This is a genomic window from Kolteria novifilia (assembly GCA_007748055.1).
In the GTDB taxonomy this organism is placed as follows: domain Bacteria; phylum Planctomycetota; class Planctomycetia; order Kolteriales; family Kolteriaceae; genus Kolteria; species Kolteria novifilia.
Map to the genome: position 1 here is coordinate 5,972,463 of CP036279.1, position 26,529 is coordinate 5,998,991.

Here is a 26,529-nt window from a genome sequence, read left to right on the forward strand (position 1 = left end):
AAGCCAACCTCCTCCGCCGTGAACAAGCTCTTGGGAGAATTCGATGGCATACGTCTCCTTCCATGTCGTCGATGGCGTGGATAAAGGGCGTAGTTATCTGAACCTTCCTACTCCGGTGACAATCGGCCGGGAGGAGGGGAACGCTATCCGTCTCAACGATGAGCGGATCAGCCGATACCACGTCAAGGTGCAAGAGGATGACGGTCGCGTGGTGCTGACCGATCTGGACAGCACCAACGGAACCTGTGTCAATGGCGAGGTGATCCAGCTTCGGCTCTTGCGAGCCGGGGATCGCGTCAGCGTTGGCCGTTCGGTTCTCATGTTCGGCAATCTCGACGAGGTCGCCGATCTGCTGCGACAGGAACAGGCCAACGACCAGAAGCGCGAGGCCCCGAACTCCTTTTGGGGATTCAAGACGCTCGCCGGTGGCGGCACGCAGGGATCGGTCGCGGTCGGTTCGGAAGATATCGAGATCTTCGAACGCGATCCTCCGCCCCTTCCGGAAGAGCTCTCGCCTGCCCAAGCCGCCCAGCTCTCCGAAGTGCTCGACTATCTGCATCGTTTCCTCGCCACCGCGACACGTCCCGTGACTCTTCCCAAGGAAGGGCACGAAGCGAGGCTTCCACGGTTGAGTTGGCAACAGATTCAAGCCGCCCAGCTCATTCTCGCGCGCTATTCGCGCAGTGTCGGCCAACCCAATAGCGATACCTCCATCACCACGCTCGAATGACCCGTCGGCTCTTCGCCGGCGATCTCGAACCGACGACCGGCCTGCTCACGCTCGAAGGTGACGAACTACACCACATCCGCAACGTGCTCCGCGCCCGTCCAGGCACGATCGTGGAGCTCTTCAACGGGCGGGGTTTGCGCGTCCAAGCCGAAATCGTCGATCTTGGCAGACGTTCGGCCAGTCTCGCCATCCAGGGCGAACCATCACTTTCCCCAACTCCGTTCCCATGGACGTTGGCGGTGGCTCTTCCCAAAGGAGACCGGGCGAACTGGCTCGTGGAGAAGTGCACCGAACTCGATGTTGGCAGGCTAGCCCCCTTGGCGACCTCACGAGCGGTGGTAACCGCGACGGCCAACAAGCAGGACCGCCTCAGGCGTGGCGTCATCGAAGCCTGCAAGCAGTGTGGCCGCGATTGGCTGATGGAGATCGACGAGCCAAGAGCCCTGGGCGACCTCTTTTCGCTCACCGTCGCGGAGTCGAACGCTGGTTGGCTGCTTGATCCGGAAGGCGTGGAGATCAGCTCGATCGGTGATTCTCGCCCGAGCGTGGTCGCGGTCGGTCCAGAAGGCGGCTGGAGCGATGAGGAATTAGCCGCTGCTGACGAGCACGGCTGGAAACGGGTACGAATTGCCCGCCATGTCTTGCGGATCGAGACCGCCGCCCTCGCGGCCGCGTCGTGGATCTCCGCCGGTCAGTTCTGACTGATGACTTCGTTGCTCACGCGATTCGTGTTTGCCCTCTTGGGTGCCATGCCCACGCATGCAGAGAGGACTACGCTCGCCGTGGGCATTTTGTGGCTGAGTCACTCCGATTGACAAGCAAGCGGGGCCGCCCGTAAACCATCAGTGGCTTTGCGACCCAGCTTACCGCTGCGAGCCGAAGCCGCCGCCAGCATCCTCTTCCTTCGTCCGCTGCCTCCACTGAAAGGAGCGCTTGTCGACGAGTCGGTTGTGAAGATAGCCGTGAATAAGCTCGTCGACATTCTCGACGGGCGGACGGAAGAGATCGGAGCCCGATTTCTTACTCTTGACGAGCATCATGCCCGATTCGGGCCGATCGCGTCCCGAGGCCTTGCCCCCCTTGCCGAGGAACGGAACCCAGAGTTTGCGGCGGAGCTGATCGGCGGACTTCTTCTCGGAACGATCGTCGTTGGAGACGATGAAGACCGGCAGACGTTCCTCGTCGCGCTTCGATTTGTCGAAGTCGGAAACCGCCGTCAGGCCGCTGTAATTGAGCGTCGGACTGATCAGGATGAGTGTCGCCAAGTCGCCCCCCGTCTTGACCCAACCTCGCTCGGAGGCGTACTCCCGGGCGGCGAAATGAGTCGCGAGCGCCGACGCCATCGGTCCGCCGGCGACGACCCCGAGTCGCTGCACGTTAATCCTTCCGGCATTGTTCTGCTCGATGAGGAATTCCTTGATGGCGTCGATGTCATTGACGAGCATCGCGAGTTCGCGGCCATTGCGGAACTCGGTCTCCTCGTCGATGCGCTCGACGCGATTGTCGCTCGAGGGGCGACGCATACCGCGAAGGGCGTCGCGTGGGCTGACATACTGATCGGGATTGACCTGTTTGCTGTCTCCGTGGCCACGAAAATCGAAGGTCGCCACCGCGAAGCCCTTGTCACAGAGGTAGCGAGCGTAGGGGGCCCAATCGTTCTGGTCCCGGCCCCGCATGTGCAAGAGCATCACGACGGGCGTTTCCTTGTTGGATTCGTCCGGCTTCCAGAAGCGACCGGTGAGGTAGACGCCGTCGCGCGTCAGAACGTTGATTGGTTCGCTGCCCTTCTGGGCGGCGGAAAGTTCCGCGGCGCTGAGCTTGGGAGCGGCTTTCTCAGCCGACGATCGTCGTCGCTGCGCTTGAGCCGGCGAGAGCCCCATCCCGAACATCGCGATGGCAAGTCCCGCGACTTGCGCGGTTTTGATGACGCGCGTGATCCTCGGCATGGCATGGTCCCTCGGAAGAAGTCGGAAGCGAAACGAAACGTCAACACACGATTTGGCCCAACGGCGACTGCTGGCCGATGGTGCACCGTCCCCTTCCGTGACGCGGTGGTTGCGTCAAAGGAGCGGTACCGGTTGCAACCTGTGTTGAATCCTAAAGTTGCTTTCCAGACGCGTCAAGCGCGACGTTTCGGAGTCGTCTCGTCTTCGGAAGCTGCTTCAAGACCCACGTCACACATCCCTGGACCGCCCCGATTGCTCCGCTACCAAGTCCTATGGGTAGGGGCGGCGAAGCCGTAAGATGTCTCGGGCAACGTCTCCGAACCACAAAAACTTCTCGAGATACCGAAACCATGACCTCATGGACAACAATGACCACGTGAGCCAGTCCCAAATCGTGGGCCGAGGCCCACCCTACGAATGATCGACGGCGACATGATTGAACGCGTCGAGGGCCGACAACGAGAACTGATTCCAGCATGTTGGCGGAGGGCACGCGAAACTCATTCGCTCATCACGCGTGGGATGATCGAACGCAATCTGGCGAGCATGCAGCGCGATCGAATCGCCAAAGGGGCGCCGGCTGCCGTAGAGCCGATCTCCCACGATGGGCATCCCGCGCGACGCGCAAGCGATGCGCAATTGGTGCTTGCGTCCCGTTTCGGGGAGAAGTTCGAACAGGAGTTCGCGAGGCGTCTCCTCAAGCCGAACCCATCGAGTCCGCGACAACCGCCCCGCCGGCTCATCGCCCTGTTTCGATCGCGTCTCGACCGAGACACGCCCCTCGGGGCTGACGAGGAGGGAGTCCTCCCAATGTCCTTCGCGATCCTTGGGGACCCGCGATCCCCGGGGACGCTCGACGATGGCGAGGTAGCGTTTGTCGACGGTCTTTTCGCGAAACTGCCGTGAGAGTCGAGAGGCCGCCTTGCTGGTCAGCGCAAGGACGACCACGCCGCTGACGAGGCGGTCGAGTCGATGCACGAGACCGATGTAGACGTTGCCGGGTTTCGAGCGGGTGCGTTTGCGGTAGTCCTTGGCGAGATCGAGCAGGCAGGTCTGACCGGACGAATCTCCTTGAACGAGTAGTCCGGCCTCTTTGTGAACCACCAGCAGATGGTTGTCCTCGTACAGGACCGGAAGAGTCATGTGAGTCGTTCGACTTCCTCGACGAGCTTCTCCATCGCGAAGGGCTTGCGCAGGTAGGCGTCGACACCGAGCAGCTCGGCATAGGCGCGGTGACGACTTCCCTCGTTGGCGGTGATCATGATCATGTGGGGCGGCGTCGGCGACCGCTTGATCTTCTCGACGACCAAAAAGCCGCTCTTCTTGGGCATCATCATGTCGACGATGACCAAGTCGGGGTTCTCCCGCTCGGCGGCCGCGAGTCCGGAATTGCCGTCGCTGGCGCTGACGATCCGATATCCCTTGGCTTCGAGCACGGTCCGGATCGACGAAACGATCTCGTAGTCATCATCGATGATGAGGACCTTGCTGCGGCTGTTCTTTTCTCTTCCTTGCTTATCCTGCGGCATCGCGTATGCGCTCCTGCGTAGCAAAAGGCGGGAGTTAGACCACATCAACTGGGTGGTGGGAATGACGAGAGTACCCAACCCGATGCTCGAATCAACTCTTTTGCTCGCGTTTCTAGAATTGTACCATGTTCCTCTTTGCGAACACCACCATCCATTCCTGATGAAGGTTTCGTGTCCGACTTCATCGTGACACCGGCCACCAAGCCGGTCTTCAACATCGCTGGGCATCTTCCCCGGGTCGCCGCCGAACGCCCGTACCAGCCCGCCGTCGTCTTCCCCGCGAGTCGCGACGGAAGCGGTCGCACGAGCTACGTCCACTGGACCTTTCAGCAGCTTGACCGGGAAAGTGACCGTTTCGCCGCCGCCCTGACCAAGGCGGGTATCGGCCGCGGGACGCGCACCCTCTTGATGGTGCCCCCGGGACTCGAATTCATCGGCCTGACGTTCGCTCTCTTCAAGACCGGCTCGATTCCGGTCCTGATCGACCCCGGCATGGCACGAGGAAGCCTCCTACAGTGTTTACGTGAGGTCGAACCCGAGGCGATGGTCGCGGTCCCCTTGGCCCACTGGATGCGGTTCCTGTTTCGCCAACATTTTCCACGACTAACCAAAAGGGTTTGCGTGGGGCGCTACCGCCACACGGGCGCTCCGACCTTGTCGGAACTGCTCCCAAGCGACCCCAAACCCTTCCCTCAAGCCGAGACGAGCACCGACGAAACCGCCGCGATTATCTTTACGACGGGCAGCACGGGAATTCCGAAAGGGGTCGTCTACGAGCACGGCATGTTTGGGGCGCAAGTCGATCATCTGCGTGATTACTACCGGATCGAGCCGGGCGAAGTCGATGTCGCCGGCTTCCCCCTCTTCGCCCTCTTCAACGCCCCCATGGGAGTGACGACGGTCATTCCCGACATGGATCCCCGTCGACCCGCGAACGTCGATCCCGCGAAGTTCGTCGAAGCCATCGAGGACTTTGGCGCGACCCAGTCGTTCGGCTCGCCGGCGATCTGGCAACGCGTCAGTCGTTATTGCATTAGCCGCGAACAGCGACTTCCCTCGCTCCGACGGATCTTGATGGCGGGTGCTCCCGTCCCGCCCGACCTACTCGAGCGTACTCAAGCCATTCTCGTCGGCTCCGGCAAGGCCTACACACCCTACGGCGCGACCGAAGCCCTACCGGTCGCCTCGATCGACAGCTTGGAAGTGATTGAGCGGACCGCGGAAAAGACCCGCGACGCCAACGGCACCTGCGTCGGCAAACCCTTTCCCAACATCACGTTGCGCATCATTCGGACGAGCGACGAACCGATCGAGACCTGGTCGGAGGATCTGATCGTTCCCGATGGCACCATCGGCGAGATCGTCGTCAAGGGCCCGGTCGTCACCAAGACATACGATCACCGGCCTGGTTCGACCAAGCTCGCCAAGATCGCCGATGGGGACGAGGTTTGGCACCGGATGGGCGACCTCGGCTACCTCGATGAGGAAGGCCGACTCTGGTTCTGTGGACGCAAGGCCCACCGTGTCGAAACCCTTCATGGAACGCTCCACACCGTTCGCTGCGAGGCGGTCTTCAACAACCATCCCTCCGTCCGGCGTTCCGCGCTGGTCGGCATCGGGTCGCCTCCCAAGCAGGAGCCAATCATCGTCATCGAACCGATCAAGGGAGCTTTTCCCAAGAATTCGGTCGCGATCGAACGTTTTCGGGGCGAATTGCTCGCTTTTGGGACCGATCACGACCAAACCAGAGCGATCCGGCGCTTTCTGTTCCATCGCAGCTTCCCCGTCGACATCCGCCACAACGCGAAGATCTTCCGCGAAAAACTCGCCCTTTGGGCCGACAAGCAACTTCGGGAACGTTCATGAAGGTACTCGTCACCGGCGGTGGAGGCTTCCTCGGACGAGCCCTGGTGAACAAACTCCTGCGCCGGGGCGACGAAGTGCGGGTCTTCGCTCGCGGCGACTATCCCGATCTCGTTCGCGATGGTGCCGAGCTGGTCCGGGGGGATCTTGCCGATCCCGCGGTCGTCGCCGATGCCTGTCAAGAACGAGAGGTCGTCTTCCACGTCGCGGCGTTGGCGGGAATTTGGGGGCCTAGAACCTCCTTCGAACGGACGAACATTCTCGGCACGGAGAATGTCCTCGCCGGGTGTCAGCAGCACGGGGTCGAGCGTCTGGTCTACACGAGCTCCCCCAGCGTTGTCTTCCCCAAGGGGAAGGTCGACATCGCGGGTTGGAACGAGTCGGCCCCTTACCCCGAGCGGTTCGGCTGCGCCTACTCCCGAACTAAAGCGATCGCGGAGGAGAAGGTTCTCCGGGCCGGGCGGGACAACAGGCTTCGGGCGGCGTCGCTACGACCTCATCTCATCTGGGGTCCGGGCGATGCCCATCTCATCCCACGGGTCGTCTCCAGGGCCAAGGAGGGAAACCTGGTTCGCGTCGGCAGCGGCACCAATCGCGTCGATCTGACCTACGTCGACAACGCCGCCGATGCCCATCTGCTGGCGGCCGACGCGCTCGACTCCAATCCCGATGTCGCCGGGAAGGCCTACTTCATCAGCGACGGAGCGCCGGTGGAACTCTGGACCTGGATCAACGATCTGCTGACTCGCCTGGACGTGCCCCCTGTCCGGCGGGCGATCTCCTACCGCACGGCGGCGACGATCGGGGGAGTGATGGAAGCGGTCTACGCGACGCTCCGTCTACGGCAGGAACCACGCATGACCCGCTTCCTGGCGAGCCAGCTCTCGGGCGATCACTACTTCAGCATCGAGAACGCCCGCCGCGACCTCGGTTATGAACCGGCAGTCGACAACGAGACCGGGATGAAGCAACTGGTTGACTGGCTGCGAGAGACCTCCGCATCGTAGCCGACGCACCGCAGCACAACGTTGCCTATATACGTCAAACGACTTACGCCACCGCCCCCTTCCGGACGACGAGGAGACTTCCCCGAGATTCGCCCAACGGGTACCGGTCGATCAACTCAAGCCCTTCTCTCGCCACGAGCGCCTTCACGCATGCCAACGATGCGTTCCACCTTCCCCGACCGAGGCTGGCATGAAGAATCGCAACCCCTTTTTTACGAAGGAGTTGCGAAATCACCCGCACGTTGAGTGTGAAGGGACTTCCGCTTTGCTCGGGGTAAAGGGCGAGCAATGTGTCGAAAGTCTTCGCTTTCTCGGTCGCGAGCGAGGCAAGAGAGCCAGCGTAGACGCGAACACGAGGGTAGCAGGAGGCGAGTGTTGGGGCTTGGCCAGCGTCGGGCAGTAGGAGTGTATACTTGCGACACTGAAGTCGCTCCCACTGGCCGATGAGGGATTCGTCGGACCGGGCGACTTCCAAGAATGAAGCTTTGCTAAGATGAGAGGCGTGTTCTCGAAGCTGCCGTAGAACGATGGTGGCGAGATCTGGGGAAACAGCGCCCTCGGCCCCTGGCACCGGCAAGGAGCGAACGCACGAGTAGCCGCGCCGTCGTTCGACGATCCAGTCGAAAGCTTCTCGCTCTGTATAACGAGCGGCGGACGGCCCACCCATCGATGCAGTTCCTCCTCGGAGAATCGAATCGGCTCCCCATCGGGGAGAAACGAGGCGAAACACTTTGATTGGTGAGCGTGGGAGGTCCGGGGGATTTGGTCGGAACGGATACGCCAGCTAGACCGTGTCCGTTGGATCGATGAAACCGGTGACTCCGGCTATGACGATTTTGTCGAATAGACTAGATATGGCGATTGACGGACACTAGCGGCGTTCCGGTCACGAACGCTTGCGAACGTTCCTCAGGTGTGGAGAGCCTTAAGGGCGTGGTCAAGAAGATCAAACTGAAGGTGCGCGATCTCATTCAGCGCATTCTCCATGCTGACGAAACCCCTCACCAGATGGCATGGGGTGGTGCGCTCGGCATGTTCATTGCTTGGACTCCCACGGTGGGCGTTCAGATGATTTTGGCGGCATTTTTCGCGTGGCTGCTTCGGGCCAACAAGCTCATCGCGGTCGCGACCGTCTGGATCAGCAATCCCTACACCGCCATCCCCATCTACTACGTCAACTACGCCGTCGGAGCGTGGTTGACGGGCAGCAAGATGATCACGCGCGCGTGGTTCTCCGAGCTGATTTACGTCGATCAACGGACATGGGCCGAGTATCTGGACATGGCATCGGTCAAGTTCCTCGAGATCCTTTGGCCGCTCTGGCTGGGCTCCATCCTGCTTGGATTGATCTTGGCGAAGCTGACCTACCTGGGGATTTACTGGGGGATGCGTCGTTATCGCGCCCGCCACCACGTTCCCCTTTGCGATCCCGCGACGAAGTCCGAAACTGCCGCCTGACCGGTCGACGTCCCGACCTGTTCCCCCCCTTGTCCAAGGGGAAAGCCTCTTCCATCCCCCCTTGTCCAAGGGGGGAAAGAGGGGGGTCGGCTGCCGTGTTTCCTTACCAAGAAGACCCCCACTAACTCCCCCTTGGACAAGGGGGAGCATAGGAAACAATCCTTGGACAAGGGACAGCATAGGAATCAATCCTTGGACAAGGGGGAGTACCAGAGTCCGAATCCCCTCTCCTCCCCATTTGCTCGCGCAGCTTGCGGTTGAAGCGATCCGCGTAGAACGGTATGAGCACGCGCGACAGCAGCGTCCGCGCTCGCGGACACGAACCGAGGAAAGACGAGACTCATGATGACCGCAAGGATGCGCCGCTCGATCGGATGGGGAACCGTGATGGTCGCGATCGCCGTCGTCTGCCTGGCTTGGCGCCAGGGAGCCACGGCGCAACCGCCCGCCCCGGAAGCCAAGCCTTCTCAAGATCCCGCGATCTTTCGCTTCAGCGTGCGGGCCACGCCTGGTTCCCCCGACCGGGTCTACCTCCGGGTCGAGGAGCTGCATTGCCTCGAGAGTCAGGACCTCGGCGCCGACGAGATCTTCTACCGGGCCTTCGGCATGCGAACGCCCGCCCAATCGACGATCGAAGTCGAGGACGAGGGGCCAAACGCCACCAAGCGGGGCCAACGACTCTGGTACACGGTCCTGGAACCGGGAGAACGGGCCGCGACCACCCTCGAGCTTTGGGAATACGACCCTTCCCTCACCGGGGCGGGCAACGATCTGATCGGGACGGTTGACGCGGAACTCTACCACGTCGGATCCCGCATCGAGATCACGATGCGTCCTGGGCAATTCTGCGAACTCGACAGTGCCGAAGACGCGGAGAAGCCGGCCTATCGGATGACCGGTTCCGATGCCATCTACCGACTAGTCCTCTGGGGAGAAGCCCAGGAAGCCGCCGAGATCAGGGACTCGGTCGAACGGTTCTCACCACGTCGCAAACGACGTCGGGAGAAGATCGCGGAGCAGCCCCCTCGCAAACAGAGCCAAAGCCGCAACATGCGTCCGCGTCCCTACTGACGCCGCGTGGGGATCTCCAGCGTTCGCGGTCATTCCGCGAGCGACGGGGCGTTCCCACCTCCCGTGCCGCGTCGACGAAGAGTTGATCGACCGAAGCCAACCGGCTACCGTTGATGAGTTGGTTCATCACCTGACTCATCGTTCGAGGTCGACTCGGTGACATCTGACTCGAAAGCGATCCTTCCCTCTCCGCGCCGATCCTTCTTGGCGATCCTGGCGATCGTTTGGCTCGCCACCACCGCCCAAGCCGACGCGCTGCAGGACGCCTACAACCTCTGGCTTCAAGGCAAGTACGGCGAAGCGCGCGAAGCCTACGCCACGATCGAGGGCGAACCGGAAGAGGTCGCTCTTGGCAACGCCCGATGCCTCGCCTCGCAGGGGGACGACGAGGGGGCGACGAAAACGCTGGCCGACGCGCTCGAGAAAGCCCCCGGCAACGATCGACTTCTCGCCGCCCTCGCGGAGATCGACCTACGCCATGGTCGTTACGAGGAAGCCTTGGACAAGGCCGCCGCCGCTCGCGAGACCAACGACGACAACGTTCTCGCCCGCTGGATCCAGGCTCGCGTCAAGACCCTCACCGGGAAACAGGCCGACGCCAATGCCGACTACGAATGGTTCATCCACTACTACAACGACAAGCAGCCGACCGATCCCGAGGAACTGCTCCTCGTCGCGATGGCGGCCGCCGAGTACGCCCGCTGGAACAAGCTTCCCGACGAGTTCGACTTCATCCTCAATACCCTGCTCGTCGACGCCCTCGCCGCCAACGAGCACTTTTGGAAGGCTCCCTGGTTCTCGGGAGTCTTGCTGCTCGAGAAGTACAACCAAGCCGAAGGTATCCCCGCATTGCGTGAGGCCCTCCGGCTCAACCCGAGCGCCGCGGAGGTCCTCGTCTCTCTCGGGGAAGCCTCGCTGCACAACTTCGACATTCCCAAGGCTCACGGCTTCGCGAACCAGGCCCTCGAGATCAACCCGAAGCTCCCGTCGGCCCATCGGCTGAAGACCGACCTGTTCATTTCCGACGAGAAGACCGACGAAGCGGTCAGCGCCCTCGAGCCGGCGCTTGAGATCAATCCCGTCAGCGAGGAATCGTTGGCCCGCGCCGCGGCTTGCCACTACATCCAGGGCGAACCCGCCGAGGCGAAGAAGATCGTCGAGAAGATGGAGAAGCTCAACCCGGCCGCGGGCACCTTTCACGGCGCGATCGGGAGCCTGCTGGAGCAACGACGTCGCTTCGACCTCGCCGAAGAACATCTCCAGAAGGCGATCGAGGTCGCTCCTCATCTCGCGGCGCCGCGAAACGACTTGGGCATGCTCTATATGCGGCTCGGCAAGGAGGACGAGGCCCGCGACGTCTTCGAGGAGGCCCGGCAACTCGACCCCTTCCACGTCCGCGTCGCGAACATGGTCAAGGTGCTCCGACACCTCGACAAGTACGATCCGATCGTGACCGAGCACTACGAGGTCTATGTCGGCCCGGAGGAAGACCGCATCCTCGGCGAGTACATGTCCCAGTACCTGGAAGAGAATCACGAGGAATGGTGCCGACGGCTTGGTTTTCAAACCGAGGGGCGCACGAAGATCGAGATCCTCAGCGATCACAAGTGGTTCAGCGCTCGGGTGATTGGCCTCCCTCGGGTCGGGACGGTGGGAGCCTGCACGGGGCAAGTCGTGGCGATGGCCTCGCCGCGCTCGCTACGTCAACCCTACAACTGGGCTCGCGTGCTCACCCACGAAGTGACGCACATCATCACGCTCGCCCAGACCGACTTCAAGATCCCCCACTGGTACACCGAAGCGCTCGCGGTCTACTCGGAAGGCTATCCCCGCCCGCAGATCTGGGATGAATTGCTGGTCGAACGCGTGCCCAAGGGGGATCTGTTCAATCTCGACACCATCAATCGGGGCTTCATTCGCCCGAAGACGCAACTCGACTGGCAGATGGCGTACTGCCAGAGCTTGCTCTACGCCGAGTTCATGATCGAACGTTACGGCGAGGAGACGCTCGCGAAGCTTCTCGACGCCTACCGCGACGGGCTGGAAACCCCCGCCGCGATCCCGAAGGTCTTCGGCGTCAGCGTCAAGGAGTTCGAGAAGGGTTATCGCGAGTACCTCGAGAAGGTGGTCCGCTCGATCAAGTCGGGCCCGACGGAGAAGGAGCTCTCCTTCGCCGAGGCCGAACGAGCTCACCGGCTCAACCCCGATGACCCCGAACTCGCGGCCAAGCTCGCGTTGCACTATCATCAACGTCGCAACAACACCAAAGCGCGCGGCCTCGCGGAGAAGGTTCTCGAGAAGAACCCGAAACACCCGCTGGCTCTCTTCGTGCTGGCGCGGATGGAGCTCAGCATCGGCAAGATCGACGATGCGCTGGAGATCCTCGAACCGGCTCTCGACGAGGACGATCCCGACCCTCGCGTGTTGGAACTGATGGCGGGGATCGCCTTTCGCCAGCGCGATTTCGACGAAGCCGAGCGACTCTTCACGATCGCCCGCGACAAGGAGCCTGGGCGTAGCCGCTGGTGGGAAGCCCTCGCGAAAGTCTACATCGAGTCGGACGACGACGAGAAGTTGGCCGGTGTCCTGGAACGGCTCTCGCGACTCGACGCGGACGACATCACGGTGCGGAAGAAGCGACTGGAGCTGGCATCGCAAGAGGAGAAGTGGGAAGATGCCATCCGTTGGGCCAACGAAGTGCTGTACATTGACGTCAACGACCTCGCCGCTCACGAAGCCAAAGGGGATGCCCTGCTGGCGCTGGACAACGCGGGCGACGCCGTTAAAGAGTATGAGGCGACGCTGTCGCTCGCTCCCAAGAACATGGGAGTCGCGCTGAAGCTCGCCAACGCGCTGGTAAAAGCGGGACGGGCCGAGGAGGCCAAGGCACCACTCCAGCGCGTGTTAAAAAGTGAACCAAACAACGCAGAAGCCGTAGAATTAAAGAAGCGATTGGAAGAGAAGTGAGCGGAAGCGATGCCCCCGAAACGGAGCGTTCCCTGACGCTTGCTCAACTCCAGCAGCACATCCAACAGATGTATGGCCGCAAGGACCAGGCTCGCGGGGCCGAGGGAACCTTTCTGTGGTTGATGGAGGAGATCGGCGAACTGGCGGCGGAGGTGCGGGGCGACAATCACGCCGCGCTACAGGCCGAATTCGCCGACGTGCTGGCGTGGCTGGCGACGCTCGCCAACGTCATGGATGTCGATCTGAACCAGGCCCTCCTCGACAAGTACGGAGTGGGTTGTCCTGGATGCCTGAAAAGCCCTTGTGCCTGTAGCGATTCGGAGAAACCGTGACCGAGCGTCTCTCCCAAGGTTCCATGCCCGAGCGATCCCTGCCCCACCCGTGCCGGCAGTCCTTCCGACGATGGGCGCGTACTCTACTTTGCGTCGCGGTCGTTCTCGCTTCGGTCAGTCCGGCCCAGGCTCAAGGGAAAGCCGACGTCGAGGACATCCGGGTCGGCTTCCAGGGGTTCGTCAAGCTCGGCTTCTGGGTGCCGATCGCCGTGGACGTCCAAGCCAAGGACGATCCGATTCGAGCGATCCGGCTTTCAACTCCCGACAGCGACGACATGCAGACGACGATCGGTCGTGAGTCCTTTGTCCCCGCCAACAGTCGTGACACGATCCACCACTTCATCAAGCTGGGCGATCCGACCTCGGCGATCGTCGTCGGTCTCTACGGCGACGAGGGAGCCCCCTTGGAAGGTCGTTCGTTCGGACTGGTCGACGCCACCGACATCAAGTTGCTCGACTTCGAGCAGTCGCTGCATGTGGGCTTCGGACGGCCCACCGGACTTCTCGAAGCCGCGGGAGGCCCTCACGAGATCGGCCAACCGGCCAAGCCGGACAACGTCGTGTTGATCCAGTCGCCCGCCGAGCTTCCCTCGCAGTGGTTCGCTTACGGTGCGGTCGACACCGTCGTTTTGCCGACGGGCAACGCCGATGCCTTACGTCGCATTCCCCCGCTCCGCACGGAAGCCCTTCTCAGTTGGGTCCGTCAGGGCGGCCATCTGGTTGTCTCCTGTGGGGATAACTGGCAGGAAGTCTCGAAAGGATTTCTCGCCCCTCTGCTGCCGGGAACGCTCACCGGAACGAGCCGTCTGCGCGTTCCCGATTCCCTCGAGATTTACGCGGATGTCCAGACACGCTTCGATGCGGGGACGCAGGGACTCACCATCGCGGACCTCAAGGACGTCACCGGCCAGGTCGTCCTTCAGAAGGACGGACGCCCGCTCATCGTCAGCGGCGCCTACGGATTCGGCGAAGTCACCTTCCTGACGTTCGACACCGATGTCGGACCCTTCACGCAGTGGACCGGCCGTCAGGCATTCTGGAAGAAGCTGCTGGGTTTGAAGAAGTCCGAGGAAGTCGATCTGGACAACTTCGGCGTCGGCCGCGTCGGCTATTCCGGCGTCAGCGACCTCTCGACGCTCCTCTTCGGCAAGCTGGAAGATTTTCCCGCCGTCAAGCTGGTCCCCTTCGGGCTCGTGGCCGGCCTCATCTTCGGCTACATCCTGCTCATCGGCCCTGTGGACTACTTCGTCCTGAAACGCATGGGGCGACTTGAGCTGACGTGGATCACCTTCCCCACCCTCGTGGTCGTCATCAGTGTCGCGGCGTACTTCATCGCCCACTGGATCAAGGGCGACGCTCTTCGCATCAACCAGATCCAGATCGTCGATGTCGACGCCGAGTCGGGGACGCTGCGCGGTTCGAGCTTCATGGCACTCTTTAGTCCCCGGATCGACACCTACTCGTTGACGACGACGCCGGCTCTCGGAACCAACGGCACTTGGGAAGATCTCGGGATGGGAGCGAGCCAGTCCGACCGTCTGGTCTCCTGGCTCGGATCACCGGAGGACGCGGTGCGTGGGCTTTCCCGAGGCGGGGTCGGACTTCTCGGCCGCCAGGGATACGACTACGAAGGGCCCGACGCGAAGGGCCTTCTCGACGTGCCGATTCAAGTCTGGTCGGTCAAGACTTTCGTTTCGCGGTGGCTCGCCCGCGCGGGCAACGTCCTTGATGCGGATTTGCACGCCGAAGACGTCTTTCTGACCGGAACGGTCACCAACAACCTCGAGGTCCCCCTCGAGGACGTCATGGTCGCCTACGGCGGCCAGGTCTATCTTCTGCCGAAGCTGCAACCGGGCGTCGCCGTCGATATCGCGGCGACCCGCTCCCGAACATTGGTCGGGTACCTGGGAAAGCAACGGCTCGGCGGGACCAGCGACTACTCGCTCGCCGCGGAGAGCCTTCGGCGCAACAACGTCGTCGACGTCGTCCGCACGATTCTCTTCGCCCAGAAGACGCCCGAGACCGTTCGCGGCTTCCCCAACAACTACCTCTCGGACCTCGACTTGAGCGACCAACTGGAGTTGGGAAAGATCATCGTCTTCGGCCGCGTCAGCTCCCCCGGAGGCACCCTTTGGCTCAACGAGGACGCGAACGAGGATGGTGCCTCGGCGAGCCTCCCCGACAACATCCGCAACGACGTCTTTCTGCGAGTCGTCCTCGAACCCCATAGAGACAATCCATGATCGAAACCCGCGATTTGACGAAGATGTACGGCGACTTCTACGCCGTCAACCGCCTGAACATGACGCTCAACAAGGGCGACGTCTACGGGTTCATCGGACCGAACGGTGCCGGCAAGACGACCACGATGCGGATGCTCGCCACCCTGCTCAATCCGAGCTACGGCGAAGCGACGGTCTGTGGCTATTCGATCTATACCGGGGCCCAAGACATTCGTCGGCTGATCGGCTACATGCCCGACTTCTTCGGCGTCTACGACGACATGAAAGTGATCGAGTATCTCGAGTTCTTCGCGGCGGCCTACCGGATCAAGGGCCCACAACGCCGCAAGATCTGCGAGGACGTGCTCGAACTCGTCGATCTGACCTACAAGCGCGACGCGCTGGTGACGAGCCTCTCGCGTGGGATGACGCAGCGTCTCGGACTGGCAAGAGTCCTCCTGCACGATCCGCAGGTTCTTCTCCTGGACGAACCCGCCAGCGGCCTCGATCCGCGTGCCCGCATCGAAATCCGCGGTTTGCTCAAGGAACTGCGCTCGATGGGCAAGACGATCCTCGTTTCGAGCCATATCCTGCCCGAACTGGCCGATATCTGCAACAAAATTGGCATCATCGAGCGCGGCGAGCTGATGGTCGATGGTCTGGTCGCCGACGTGATGAAGCAAGTCCGCGAGAACGTGGTCCTTCAGATCAGCACCGGCGATCGGGACAACGAGGCGGCCGAGTTGCTCGCCAAGCAAGACAACATCAGCAACGTCGAGGTGAAGGTCGACCACTTGGTGGTGCGGATCGACGATCCCGAGACCGATTACAGTTTCATTCCCACTCTCTTGCTCGAGAATGGATTCCGGCTCCGACTGTTCCGGGAGGAAGAGATCAGTCTCGAGGATGCCTTCATGGCATTGACCAAAGGGCTGACAAGTTAGCCTGAAAAGAAGGCCTTCCGGCCCGAGATCTTGCACCATTATCACCATCCTGGTCACTTCTTGGAGCGAATGACGTTCTCCTTGTGACGAATTTCGGTTGATTTCAGTCAAACAGCCACGGCACAATCTAAACTAGAAGAGGATTCGCAGCGTCCCCATCTACACATGACCGTCGTCGGTCCCGGCCTCACGCCGACGACTCGCCCCCTATGAAGGCCACTTAGATATCAGACGACGATTAACTCAGCGATTTCGCTCCCTCTTGATCGGAATCGCTCAGATGGCACGATGAGAGCGATCGTCTTGCCACGGAAGGAATCCCGTGGCGAAGATCGGAGTCCGCGATGAACCATCCACTGACGTCCCCCTTGTCGACGCCGCTGACCGCGCAGCCGGTCTCTCCCGCGGGAAGCTCGAGGACGTTCTCGGTGATGGCTCTTCCGCTGGGCTACGAGGCTCAACACGTCTTCCAAAGTCGCGGAGGCAGTGTCCTGCTCCCGGCGGGGCAGCGCGTCACGCCTCGATTCCTCTGGATGTTGCAACAAAGTCAGATCGGATTTGTCGAGCTTACCGATCTCGAGGCTGGTTTTCTCGCGGAACGTGGGGTGAACACGTCCGCCCGTCCGCCACGCGTGCCCGCTCCCCAAGGCGCTCGAACCGACGCCGCCCGAACGATCGAACGAGATCTCGTCAAGCCACACGCCCTGTCGGTCGTTCGCGCCGGTCCACCCTTCAAGGATCGTTTTCGCGACCTGCGAGGACAACCCTACGACGAGGAGACGCGAACGTCGCTAAGCGAACACGACGCTCGCTCGGAGCGGCAGCTTCGCGACATCTTCGCCTCCATGAAAGAGACACCGGAGCAGGGTGCTTCCGACCCGATTGACGTCGGGCCCTTCGGCGAGATCATCCTCGGCTATATGGACCACCTTCGGGCCGATGCCGATCTCGTGCACGCCAGCGCCCTGATCGGCGATCGCCAAGATTATCTCGTTCGCCATTCGCTCCAATTGGCGACACTCGCCATGGGGATCGCGTCGGAAATCGGCTACGACGCGAGAAACGTGATGCTCGTCGGGCTCGCCGGCCTCCTGCACGATGTCGGAATGCTCCAAGTTCCGCCGGAGGTTCGTGGAGCCGACCGGCAACTGACCGACGACGAGTTCGACCTGGTGACGCGACACGTCGAGCACACTGCCGCGATCCTCGCCCGCGCTCACGGGCTTCCGCACGTCGTGCGACTCGCCGCCTATCAGGTTCACGAGCGTCGCAACGGCAAAGGCTACCCCTCGGGTTGTCACGGCGGCCAGATTCACCCCTATTCGCAGATCTTGGGTGTGGCCGATACCTACCTCGCGTTGGTGACGGGACGACCGCACCAATTGCCGGTTCTTCCCTACCGAGCACTCGAAACCATGCTCGACTTGACCCGCGATGGCGCCTTCGAGCCGAAGCTCGTTCAGGCTCTCTTGCGCGTCCTCTCCCTCTTTCCGCTCGGCAGCGACGTCCTGCTCAGCAACCAGGCCGTGGCGCGCGTCGTCCGCTCGAACGGCATCGACTACACCTTGCCCATCGTCGTGCTGACGCATGGCCCCGACGGCGAGGTCTTGATGGATGGTCCGCAGATCGACCTGACTCAGGAGAGAAGTCTCCAGGTCATCCAGGCGGTGGCCCCGGCACTCTTGTCGGGCGAGACCGACGAGAGGCGTGAAAACGGGGCGGTCTAATCTCGTCAGAACTGGCGAAGTGACTTTTCCCACTCTTCGTAGAAGGCCTTCTGTTCCTCCACGCTGGCTGGTTGGACCGTTCGATCGGTTTCGAAAATCGACACGCGATTGGCCACGCGAGGGGGCTGGCGAAACGAGAGTTTATACGCGGTTCGCCCGTAGTTTCGCTTGAGCGATTCCCCGACCGGATAGACCGTCTTGCTCGCCCCAAAGCAATTCAGGCGAAGCCCATCACGTTCGAGTTCCTGCCGAATGGCGACCATCGCTCCGTAGAAGGTTCGGCCAATCGACCGAATTTGTCGTTGTCCGAAGACCAAGTCGAGCCGAACCTCCTCGGGATCCTCGTGGGTCGCTTCCCAGAGATGGAACTCCGCTTGGATGCGTTCTCCGTCGCGAGCAACCAATTCCACTGGACGTCGGTCATCCATCAACGAGGCACCTTTCGTCTAGCTACTCGACCCATTGCCAAGGGCGGCGGACTTGATGAGCTTTCTCGCGAACCAACTCGCCGGCAAGGGCTCGGCCAACGATTGGGGCGCGCGACCGAGCGACTTGAGAAGGGCATTGGCGGCGAGATAGCCGCTCCGCACCGCTCCCTCCATCGTCGCGGGCCAGTCGGTGTCGGTGTAGTCCCCGGCCAGCCAAAGATTCCCGATCGCCGTCCGTTGAGTTGGTCTAAGCCGATCGATCCCCGGTGTCACGGAAAACGTCGCCGTCCGTTCGGTCACCACGCGGCAATGCTCGAGCCGCGCGTCACGTGCCTCCGGGAACATCTCCACGATCTCCTCGAGGATTGCCGCTTGAATCGCATCCTTACCGAGCGACACCAGCTCGCGCGAGGCGCTGACGACCGCCTGGAGATAGCAACCTTCGTCCGTTGCGGCGGTTGCGGAGGTTTCGGCGGTTCTCTTAAAGAGCCACTGGATCTTGCGCCCAATCACCACCAAATGGGGAAGATCCATCACCGGCCGGTCGAACCAGCAATGGACACTCGTGATCGGCGAGTATTCCATTTGGCCGATCCTCGCGAGAGCATCCTCGTGTTCGGCGAACTCGACCGGCAGCAGCGAGAGTACCCGCTGACCGGGAATCGCGAGGATGTAGTGGTCGGCGGTGACGACCTCCCCCGAACGCAACCGGCAATCACCAATCGTTCCCTCATTCGACGAGAGGAGCTTGACGGCGCTGTTGAGCCGAACGGTGACCCCGTGATCGGCGAGCCACCGTTCCAGTCGTTCGCCGTAGAACTCGTGGAGCGTGACCGAGGGAACTTTCACGACCGATGCCCGCGGGTTCATCGCGAACCCTTCGACGAAGACCTGGCGAGCGTAGCGAAAATCGATGCGATCGAGCGACTCGTTGAGCGCGCTGACCAGAATGACTCCCCAGTACCGATCACAGGTCCGCGCGGTCTGCCCGTTGGCCATGAGCCAATCACGGAACGAGACGTCGCTCCCGACCGTCGGAGTCCGAAAGAGCGCGTGCAGACCTCTGGCGATCCGAGCCTTCTCGCCCAGCGAAAGATGACGCAATCGCAAGAAACTCGGCAGCAGGTGAAAGGGAGCGGGAAGCGGCGCCGAGCGCATCGTGCTGAGCCGTCCTCTTTCGTCCTGGAAGTAGAGCGTCTCCTCGTCCTTGAGCAAGTCGGCGATGCCGACGCGCTCGCAGAAGTCGGCGAGATTCGTGCAACAGCCCATGCTGACGTGTTGGCAGTTGTCGAGAAGAGCGTCGTTGGTGGGATCGCGGAACGAGGAGGCACGTCCCCCTAGATAGGGACGAGCTTCGAGGATGGTGACCTTGACCTCCCGGGTCGCCAGGACGCTCGCCGCCGCGAGTCCCGCAAGACCTCCCCCGACAATGGTGACCCGAGGGGCGAGCGAGTCTTCGCGGCTTGTCGACTCGGCAAGCATCATTGTTCCTTGAAAACGACTCGCAGGATGAAGACCGGGTCACTCGTTGCCGGCTCTACGTCATCACCATCGCTTGGTGGGTGCCCACTGGCTGCTTGCCAGCAAGTGCATCGCAAGCCAACCGAGGCCCTCTGGATGACTAGGACTCAGGACGATCGCGTCAGCCACTGGGAAGACATGCCACGAGCGACGATCGCGATCTTCCGCGCCGGACTGAGACTCACCCGCCGGCTGAGCACCTGCGAGGGATCCCGCGCGATCTTCCCCAACAGCCCATGGTAGACATCACGCATCACGCGGAGCACGGCATGCGCGTCGCCAGGGAGATGATCGAAGAGCACCTCCGAGCGGGCGTAGTAGTCTTCGGCACGCGCGACCTGAAACCGCATCATTTCCACGAACGCTTCCGAGGCGCGCGGCCCCTCGAGCTCCTCCTCGGCGACCCCGAAGCGGATCAATTCGTCTTGGGGAAGATAGACGCGATCGCGCTGCTTGTCCTCGACAACGTCTCGCAGCACGTTGGTCAACTGAAACGCGATCCCGCACCACTCGGCGGGAAGCGCCGCCTCCTCGTCGGTGGCTCCCCAGATCCGCAGGCACGACAAGCCGACAACTGACGCTACTTTGTAGCAGTATTGGTAGAGTTCCCCGAACGAGGCGTAGCGAGTCTTGACCAAGTCATCCATCACGCCGTCGATGACGTGATCGAAGTATGCCCGCGGGATCTGGTATTTCTGGACGGTGTCGACGAAGGCGCGCCACCAACAGATCTCCGGAATCTCGCCGGCCATCGCCTTGTCGAATTGAAAGCGCCAGTGCTGGAGTTTGGCGCGCTTGCTCTCGACCGACTCCTCGCTGTCGCCCAAATCGTCGGTCTTGCGCAGAAAGGCGTACAGAGCACACATCGACAGCCGCTGGGGCTTGGGAAGGACCAGAAACGAGTAGTAGAAGTTCCGCGCGCTGCGTTTCGCGAGCCGCTGGCAATCGGCGTACGAGGCGGCCAACGAACTGGACGTGCCGCAAGGCCCACAAGCGTTCGGCGTGCTCACGAGTCGTGGCTGCCCGATGGACATGTCATGGTTCCCAACGTTGAATCGGATGGTTGGCGAGCGGGTCTCCACACGCGGGAACCCACCGAGCGGCAGAGCACCCCGGCGAGGTCCCATTTCGTCACCTTGGGACGACGCTCGAGCACATTGTAGCCGATCCCCCTCACCTTTCGGAGAATCGCCAGCCCGCCGCGAGCGAATCCGCCAACGACGATGCCCAATCGCGTCGGCAAGAAATCCGCGACGGGAAGCCCCCGTCGGAGCCAGTCTTCCGCTCGCTCCACCTCGAAGGCCATCAGCGCCGCGAAACGATCGCTGAACTCGCGGTCGCGAATCTCGCTTTCACCAACGCCGAATCGTTCCCGATCCTCTTCCGGCAAGTAGATCCGACCTTTGTCGATGTCGATTGCCACATCTTGCCAAAAGTTGGCCAGTTGCAGACCGGTGCAGACCGAATCGGAGAGTGCCGCCGTCTCCTCCCGGAACGCCCGACAGAGATATAGGACCAATCGTCCCACCGGATCGGCCGATCCCCGACAATAGTCGCGCAGCTCTTCGAAGGTCGCGTAACGCTGCTGGCGCTGATCGCGGCGAAAGGCCCCAAGCAGATCCACGAAGGGATCGCGCGGAATTGAAAACTCCTCGATCGTCCGCGAAAGGGCCACCATCACCGGATGCCGAGGAGCCCCGAGGTAGCACGCCTCAAGTTCGGCTTGCCACCAATCGAGCAGCCGCAGCGAACGGTCGCGATCCCCCACTTCGTCGGCGAGATCGTCCGACCATCGGCAATAGGCATAGATGTTGGCGAAGTCTTGTCGTAGTCCCTTGGGGACGAAGACCGAAAGGACGGGAAAGTTCTCGTAGTGCGACGTCGCCAACCGCTTGGTGTAGGCTTCGGCCTCGGACGGGGATGGAGTCACGGCGCCGGCATCGGGTCCGAAGCGTTCCAACTCCCTCTCGAAGCTCATAGACGATCTCCCGGACGCGGGGGCCGAAGGGCATCCCACATCGTGGACGGGGTGGACGGGCGACCGTTCGCTCGTCCTTCGTTGGTCGACAAGATGGCTACCGAGACTCTGTTCGTCGCCTGGGGCGTTATACTTGCGAGAAGTCCGGAGACCAATCCGCCCTTCTGCTCTGGATTTACGTCCGAGGATGCGTCGACGATCGTCCCACGTTATAATGCGGTGGGTCGGTGCGCCACGTCCCGAGGCCTTCGTCGGACACTTCCGCGTCCCCATTGGGCACCGCCAGGATGCGACAACGAGGAACTCCATGAGTACCGACTCGCAGCACGTTCTCGAGTATCGCGATTATCTCGCCCACCAACTGACCAACGCAAAGCGTCGGATCAAGATGATCGACGTGGTGATCGGAGCGACGATTATCGCCGTCGCCGCGATAAGCTACGTCCTGCTGGTGGCGATTCTCGACCAGATCTTCATCCTTTCGATGACGTTCCGACTTTCCCTGTTGGGTCTCTTCGTCGTCGCCACGATCGCGTATGTCTCCTACGCGGTGATCTATCCGGCGATGCGCCGCGTCAATCCCCTCTATGCGGCCCACGAAGTGGAGAAAGCCGAACCGCGCACCAAGAACAGCATCACCAATTGGATGCAACTGCACGCTCGCGGCGAAGACATCCCCGAACCGATCATGAAGGTGATCGAGACGCGGGCGGCCAAGGATCTCTCGCGGATCGACTTGCACGAGGCGATCAACGCGCGGCCGGTGCTCTATGCCCTTTACGTCCTCGCCGGCGTCATCGTCCTCTTCTGCTTCTACTCCTTCTTCACCACCAAGGATCCCATTCCGTCGTTCCAGCGAGTTCTCTTTCCCATGGCCGAGATCGCTCCGCCCACGGAGACGACGCTAGAGATTTCCCAAGATCCTCCCGAAGCGGAGATCCCCTCCGGCAGCGCGTTGACGATCACCGCCTACGCCCAAGGACGTCAGCCCGAACGGGTCGTCGCCTACTTGGAGCTCGAGGGGACCGACTACTGGGAGCCCTGGGAACTCGAACCGCCGATCAACGAGAACGGGAGTTGGCAGCTCAAACGCCACGACCTGCAGCAATCCTTCAGCTACTACCTGGAAGCCAACGACTACCGCAGCCCGATCTACCACGTTAGTATCGTCACGGCGCCGATGGTCGAGTCGTACAACATCACTTATCGCCCGCCGGCCTACACCGGCCTTCAGCCCCGCGAGCAACTCGGCGACGGCAACATCAAGGAGGTCGAAGGGACGGAAGTCGACATCGTCGCGATCACGACGACGCCTGTCGATGATGACTCCGGCCGCCTCTTGCTGACGATCAACCAGGAACGGACGCGTCTGCGGATGAAACCGGTCGAGGGAACCCGCAACGCCCTCAAGGCGACGCTGAAGCTGACCGATGAAGCCACCTACTCGATTGACTTCGCCGACCTCTACGGGCGCCATCCGCTCACCCGGCCCATCAAGAAGATCGAAGTCACCCCCGACATTCCTCCCACGCTCTCCTTCGAGGAGCCGCGGGATCTGGTCACCTCGGTCCCCGCCGACAAACCGGTCCTGTTCCGACTCTCGGCGAGTGACGATTTCGGGCTCAGCCGCGTGCAGTTCGTCGTTCGCGACGTCAGCCGAGAGCGAATCATCATGGACGAGGTTCTTCCCAAGCCTGCCGCGGATGGGACCATTGAGCCGCTCGGTACCTCGCGCAAGTTCCTCATCATGCTCGACCTCAAGAAGCACGATCTCAAACCGAACGACGTTCTCGAATACTGGGCGGTCGCGCGCGACGGGAAGCGCCCCACTTCCAACCAAGTCGACACCAAGGACCAAGCCCGCAAGCTTGTCATCGTCGAGCCGCGCGAACCAGAAGAGCTCGCGAAACGACCGAACCAGGGCCAACAACAGAACCAGCCGGGAGATGGCCAGCGTCAGCAGGCCGGCGAGCAGCAACAGCAACCGAACGGCCAACAGCAACAAGCCAACGGTCAACAACAGCAACAAGATGGGCAGGCCGGCCAAGAGCAACAGCAGAACGGCGGCCAGGGCCAACAGGCGATGCAACAGCCCGGCCAACCGCGGCAAGGTCAACAAGGCAATCCCAATCAGCAACAGCCCGGCCAAAACAACAACGGTGACAACGCCAACGAACCCGAACTCAGCCAGGACGATCAGAAGACCCTCGAACGGCTCGACGATCTCTTGAACAACCGCGAGCGCGGCGAGGGCGACCAGCAAGAGCAGATGGCCGACGCCAGCCAACAACAGAAGCAAAACGGACAGCAGCCCCAACAGGGCCAAGATGCTCAACGACAGCAAGGCAACGAGCAGCAACAACAGACCCAGCAAGGGCAAAATGGCAAGCGACAGCAAGGGCAAGACGGAAGACAACAGCAGGGTCAGCAAGGTTCCAACCAGCAACGGATGAACAATCAGGGGGCTGGGAAGCAAGCGGGTCAGCAAGGCGAAAAGGGCCAACAGCAACCCGGCCAGGAGGGAGCCAACCAGCCCGGCAATCAGCCCCAAAACGGCAACAACCAGGGGCAGAATGGTGCCAATGAGCGCATGGCCCAACCCGGCCAAGAGGGCCAGAACAGTGCTGGCGAGCAGCCCAAACAGGGCGAAAACCAGGCACCCGGACAGCGTGAGCAGGGACAGGACGGCGCGAACGAGCGGATGGCGCAACCTGGGCAAGAGGGCCAAAACGGCACCGGAGAACCAGGCGGCAACCAAGAGAACCAACTCGCGTCGAACCAAGGCAACCAGCAACAAGGTGCTGACGGGAAACGCCAAATGACCGGCGGCGCCGAGGGTCCGGACGGTCAGCCGAACCAAGGAGAGAATCAGGGAGCCGCTCGGCAACCGGGCGCCTCTCCCGATCAACAGGGGAACGAACAAGGCAACCAACTCGCGCGAGCCAACCAGGGGGCCGGCCAAGAGGGCAACGACCCGAACATGGCTCGTCCCGACGCCTCGACACCCGGAAACGCCGCCGAGCAAAACAACGGCGATGCCACCCGACGTGCCGACGACAACCAGCCCCGGCCCGAGTCGAAGCAGCAACCTGGCGACCAGGCCAATCCCGCCGGCTCCAAGAAGGAGGGACAAGGCGAGTCCGCCGCGACCGCTCAAGGCAACACCGACGGCAAGGCCAACCAGGGAGAGAGTTCGACGGCCGGCCAAAGCGCCAGCGGTAGCCCGAGCGAAGAACAGGGCGACAATCGCAACTCCGGCGGGGCTCAAGAGGGCGTCGGGCAGGAGGAGCGTCCCGGTTCCTCCATGACCGCGTCGAACCAACAGCAGCAAGGCGGCCAGCAGCGTCCGACAGGCGAACAACAACCGGGCAACCAACAGGGAGCGAACCAGCAGCCAAACGCCGGGCAAGAGAACGGTCAAAATCCGGAAGACGGCACCGCGATGGCCCGCGCCGATCAGAATCAACCAGGCCAACAACCAGGCCAACAACCAGGCCAACAACCAGGCCAACAACCAGGCCAACAACCAGGCCAACAACCAGGCCAACAACCAGGCCAACAACCAGGCCAACAACCAGGCCAACAACCAGGCCAACAACCAGGTCAACAGCCAGGTCAACAGCCAGGTCAACAGCCAGGTCAACAGCCAGGTCAACAGCCAGGTCAACAGCCAGGTCAACAGCCAGGTCAACAGCCAGGTCAACAGCCAGGTCAACAGCCAGGTCAACAGCCAGGTCAACAGCCAGGTCAACAGCCAGGTCAACAGCCAGGTCAACAGCCAGGTCAACAGCCAGGTCAACAGCCAGGTCAACAGCCAGGTCAACAGCCAGGTCAACAGCCAGGTCAACAGCCAGGTCAACAGCCAGGTCAACAGCCAGGTCAACAGCCAGGTCAACAGCCAGGTCAACAGCCAGGTCAACAGCCAGGTCAACAGCCAGGTCAACAGCCAGGTCAACAGCCAGGTCAACAGCCAGGTCAACAGCCAGGTCAACAGCCAGGTCAACAGCCAGGTCAACAGCCAGGTCAACAGCCAGGTCAACAGCCAGGTCAACAGCCAGGTCAACAGCAGGCGATGCAGCAAGGACAGCAAGGACAGCAAGGACAGCAAGGACAGCAAGGACAGCAAGGACAGCAAGGACAGCAAGGACAGCAAGGACAGCAAGGACAGCAAGGACAGCAAGGACAGCAAGGACAGCAAGGACAGCAAGGACAGCAAGGGAAAATGGGCGGAGCGAACGGCAAGCAACCGGGGCAGAAGAGCCCGTCAGGCCTTCCGACGAACGCCCCCAAGGGCGAACGGACCGACGTGCAAGGAGAGGGAGAGATCGTCGACAACACCGGCGACGCCGTCGATGAACGCGACCTCAAGAAGGCTGGGAATCTAGTCCTCAAGAAGCTCGAGGACGCCCTCAAGGACAAAAAGGTCGACCCAGAACTGCTCAAAAGGACCGGGATGACCGAGCAGGAACTTCGGGAGTTCGCCAACCGCCTTCGCGAAAACGTCAAGCAGAAGGAAGTGACGGCCCAAGCACCGATCAGGAACCGAAACGACTTCGGCCAGGGCACCAACCTCCGCAAGAGCGTCAGTCGCCAGGGCAGTGGCCTCACCGATGGGGAAAGGAAACTGCTCGAAGCGCAGCGGGTCGCTCCGCCACCGGAGTACCGGGAACTCTTCGAGGCCTACACGCGCAGTCTCGCCACGGCGGGCAAGAACAAGCCCTCGGCGCCCAAGCAGGCTCCGAAGTCGGCGACCGAATAGGCATTTCCGTCTGCCCCCGTAGACATGGTGGGGCGGACGTCCGACGA

Annotated in this window: 19 protein-coding genes; 12 read left to right on the forward strand and 7 right to left on the reverse strand. The window is 61.8% G+C overall.

All coding sequences use genetic code 11. The features are described from left to right. The first annotated feature begins 43 nt into the window (after positions 1 to 43). Together Pan216_RS21915 and Pan216_RS21920 are read left to right on the forward strand one after the other, a co-directional pair. Positions 44 to 730 (forward strand): FHA domain-containing protein, encoded by a 687-nt coding sequence (locus tag Pan216_RS21915; protein ID WP_145261390.1) that lies wholly within the window; start codon positions 44 to 46, stop codon positions 728 to 730. Continuing rightward, positions 727 to 1,431 carry an RsmE family RNA methyltransferase gene (locus Pan216_RS21920; RefSeq protein WP_145261392.1) on the forward strand — a complete coding sequence of 235 codons (705 nt, stop codon included), beginning with the start codon at positions 727 to 729 and terminating at the stop codon, positions 1,429 to 1,431. Before Pan216_RS21915 ends, Pan216_RS21920 begins: the two co-directional genes overlap by 4 nt. 162 nt (positions 1,432 to 1,593) lie before the next feature. On the opposite strand, the gene Pan216_RS21925 is transcribed toward Pan216_RS21920, so the two are convergent. The 3 genes from Pan216_RS21925 to Pan216_RS21935 all read right to left on the reverse strand — a co-directional run bounded on the left by Pan216_RS21925 (position 1,594) and on the right by Pan216_RS21935 (position 4,205). Next, complete coding sequence (locus tag Pan216_RS21925; protein WP_145261394.1) at positions 1,594 to 2,676, reverse strand: hypothetical protein; 1,083 nt, start codon at positions 2,674 to 2,676, stop codon at positions 1,594 to 1,596. 411 nt (positions 2,677 to 3,087) lie between these two features. Next, positions 3,088 to 3,819 carry an RluA family pseudouridine synthase gene (locus Pan216_RS21930; RefSeq protein WP_145261396.1) on the reverse strand — a complete coding sequence of 244 codons (732 nt, stop codon included), beginning with the start codon at positions 3,817 to 3,819 and terminating at the stop codon, positions 3,088 to 3,090. Beyond that, complete coding sequence (locus Pan216_RS21935) at positions 3,816 to 4,205, reverse strand: response regulator transcription factor (protein ID WP_145261398.1); 390 nt, start codon at positions 4,203 to 4,205, stop codon at positions 3,816 to 3,818. Before Pan216_RS21935 ends, Pan216_RS21930 begins: the two co-directional genes overlap by 4 nt. A 171-nt stretch (positions 4,206 to 4,376) precedes the next feature. On the opposite strand from Pan216_RS21935, the gene Pan216_RS21940 reads away from it, so the two are divergent. The 9 genes from Pan216_RS21940 (at position 4,377) to Pan216_RS21980 (ending at position 17,796) form a co-directional block, all read left to right on the forward strand. Next, positions 4,377 to 6,071: a fatty acid CoA ligase family protein gene (locus Pan216_RS21940; RefSeq protein ID WP_419192837.1), complete on the forward strand. Its 1,695-nt coding sequence runs from the start codon at positions 4,377 to 4,379 to the stop codon at positions 6,069 to 6,071. After that, positions 6,068 to 7,075 (forward strand): NAD-dependent epimerase/dehydratase family protein, encoded by a 1,008-nt coding sequence (locus Pan216_RS21945; protein ID WP_145261400.1) that lies wholly within the window; start codon positions 6,068 to 6,070, stop codon positions 7,073 to 7,075. The genes Pan216_RS21940 and Pan216_RS21945 overlap by 4 nt, the downstream gene beginning before the upstream one ends. Positions 7,076 to 8,008: 933 nt before the next feature. Then, positions 8,009 to 8,533: a DUF2062 domain-containing protein gene (locus tag Pan216_RS21950; RefSeq protein ID WP_419192838.1), complete on the forward strand. Its 525-nt coding sequence runs from the start codon at positions 8,009 to 8,011 to the stop codon at positions 8,531 to 8,533. 342 nt (positions 8,534 to 8,875) lie between these two features. Next, on the forward strand, positions 8,876 to 9,604 hold the full coding sequence (locus Pan216_RS21955) for a hypothetical protein (RefSeq protein ID WP_145261404.1): 729 nt from the start codon (positions 8,876 to 8,878) through the stop codon (positions 9,602 to 9,604). 156 nt (positions 9,605 to 9,760) lie between these two features. After that, complete coding sequence (locus Pan216_RS21960) at positions 9,761 to 12,571, forward strand: tetratricopeptide repeat protein (protein WP_145261406.1); 2,811 nt, start codon at positions 9,761 to 9,763, stop codon at positions 12,569 to 12,571. Positions 12,572 to 12,639: 68 nt separating this feature from the next. Further along, positions 12,640 to 12,903: a MazG nucleotide pyrophosphohydrolase domain-containing protein gene (locus tag Pan216_RS21965; protein ID WP_145264255.1), complete on the forward strand. Its 264-nt coding sequence runs from the start codon at positions 12,640 to 12,642 to the stop codon at positions 12,901 to 12,903. Further along, entirely contained in the window at positions 12,900 to 15,146 is a 2,247-nt protein-coding gene (locus tag Pan216_RS21970; RefSeq protein ID WP_145261408.1) for a hypothetical protein, read from the forward strand. The genes Pan216_RS21965 and Pan216_RS21970 overlap by 4 nt, the downstream gene beginning before the upstream one ends. Continuing rightward, positions 15,143 to 16,069, forward strand: a complete 927-nt coding sequence (locus tag Pan216_RS21975; RefSeq protein ID WP_145261410.1) for an ABC transporter ATP-binding protein — start codon at positions 15,143 to 15,145, stop codon at positions 16,067 to 16,069. The genes Pan216_RS21970 and Pan216_RS21975 overlap by 4 nt, the downstream gene beginning before the upstream one ends. Positions 16,070 to 16,413: 344 nt before the next feature. Next, positions 16,414 to 17,796, forward strand: a complete 1,383-nt coding sequence (locus Pan216_RS21980) for an HD-GYP domain-containing protein (RefSeq protein WP_145261413.1) — start codon at positions 16,414 to 16,416, stop codon at positions 17,794 to 17,796. A gap of 5 nt (positions 17,797 to 17,801) precedes the next feature. On the opposite strand, the gene Pan216_RS21985 is transcribed toward Pan216_RS21980, so the two are convergent. The 4 genes from Pan216_RS21985 to hpnC form a co-directional block, all read right to left on the reverse strand. Further along, positions 17,802 to 18,224, reverse strand: a complete 423-nt coding sequence (locus Pan216_RS21985) for a hypothetical protein (protein ID WP_145261415.1) — start codon at positions 18,222 to 18,224, stop codon at positions 17,802 to 17,804. 18 nt (positions 18,225 to 18,242) lie between these two features. Beyond that, positions 18,243 to 19,709 (reverse strand): hydroxysqualene dehydroxylase HpnE, encoded by a 1,467-nt coding sequence (hpnE, locus tag Pan216_RS21990; RefSeq protein ID WP_145261417.1) that lies wholly within the window; start codon positions 19,707 to 19,709, stop codon positions 18,243 to 18,245. A gap of 143 nt (positions 19,710 to 19,852) precedes the next feature. After that, positions 19,853 to 20,779 (reverse strand): phytoene/squalene synthase family protein, encoded by a 927-nt coding sequence (locus tag Pan216_RS21995; protein ID WP_419192839.1) that lies wholly within the window; start codon positions 20,777 to 20,779, stop codon positions 19,853 to 19,855. Continuing rightward, positions 20,752 to 21,723 (reverse strand): squalene synthase HpnC, encoded by a 972-nt coding sequence (hpnC, locus tag Pan216_RS22000; protein WP_145261421.1) that lies wholly within the window; start codon positions 21,721 to 21,723, stop codon positions 20,752 to 20,754. Before hpnC ends, Pan216_RS21995 begins: the two co-directional genes overlap by 28 nt. 307 nt (positions 21,724 to 22,030) lie before the next feature. On the opposite strand from hpnC, the gene Pan216_RS22005 reads away from it, so the two are divergent. Further along, complete coding sequence (locus tag Pan216_RS22005; protein ID WP_145261423.1) at positions 22,031 to 26,482, forward strand: DUF4175 family protein; 4,452 nt, start codon at positions 22,031 to 22,033, stop codon at positions 26,480 to 26,482. The last annotated feature ends 47 nt before the right edge of the window (positions 26,483 to 26,529 follow it).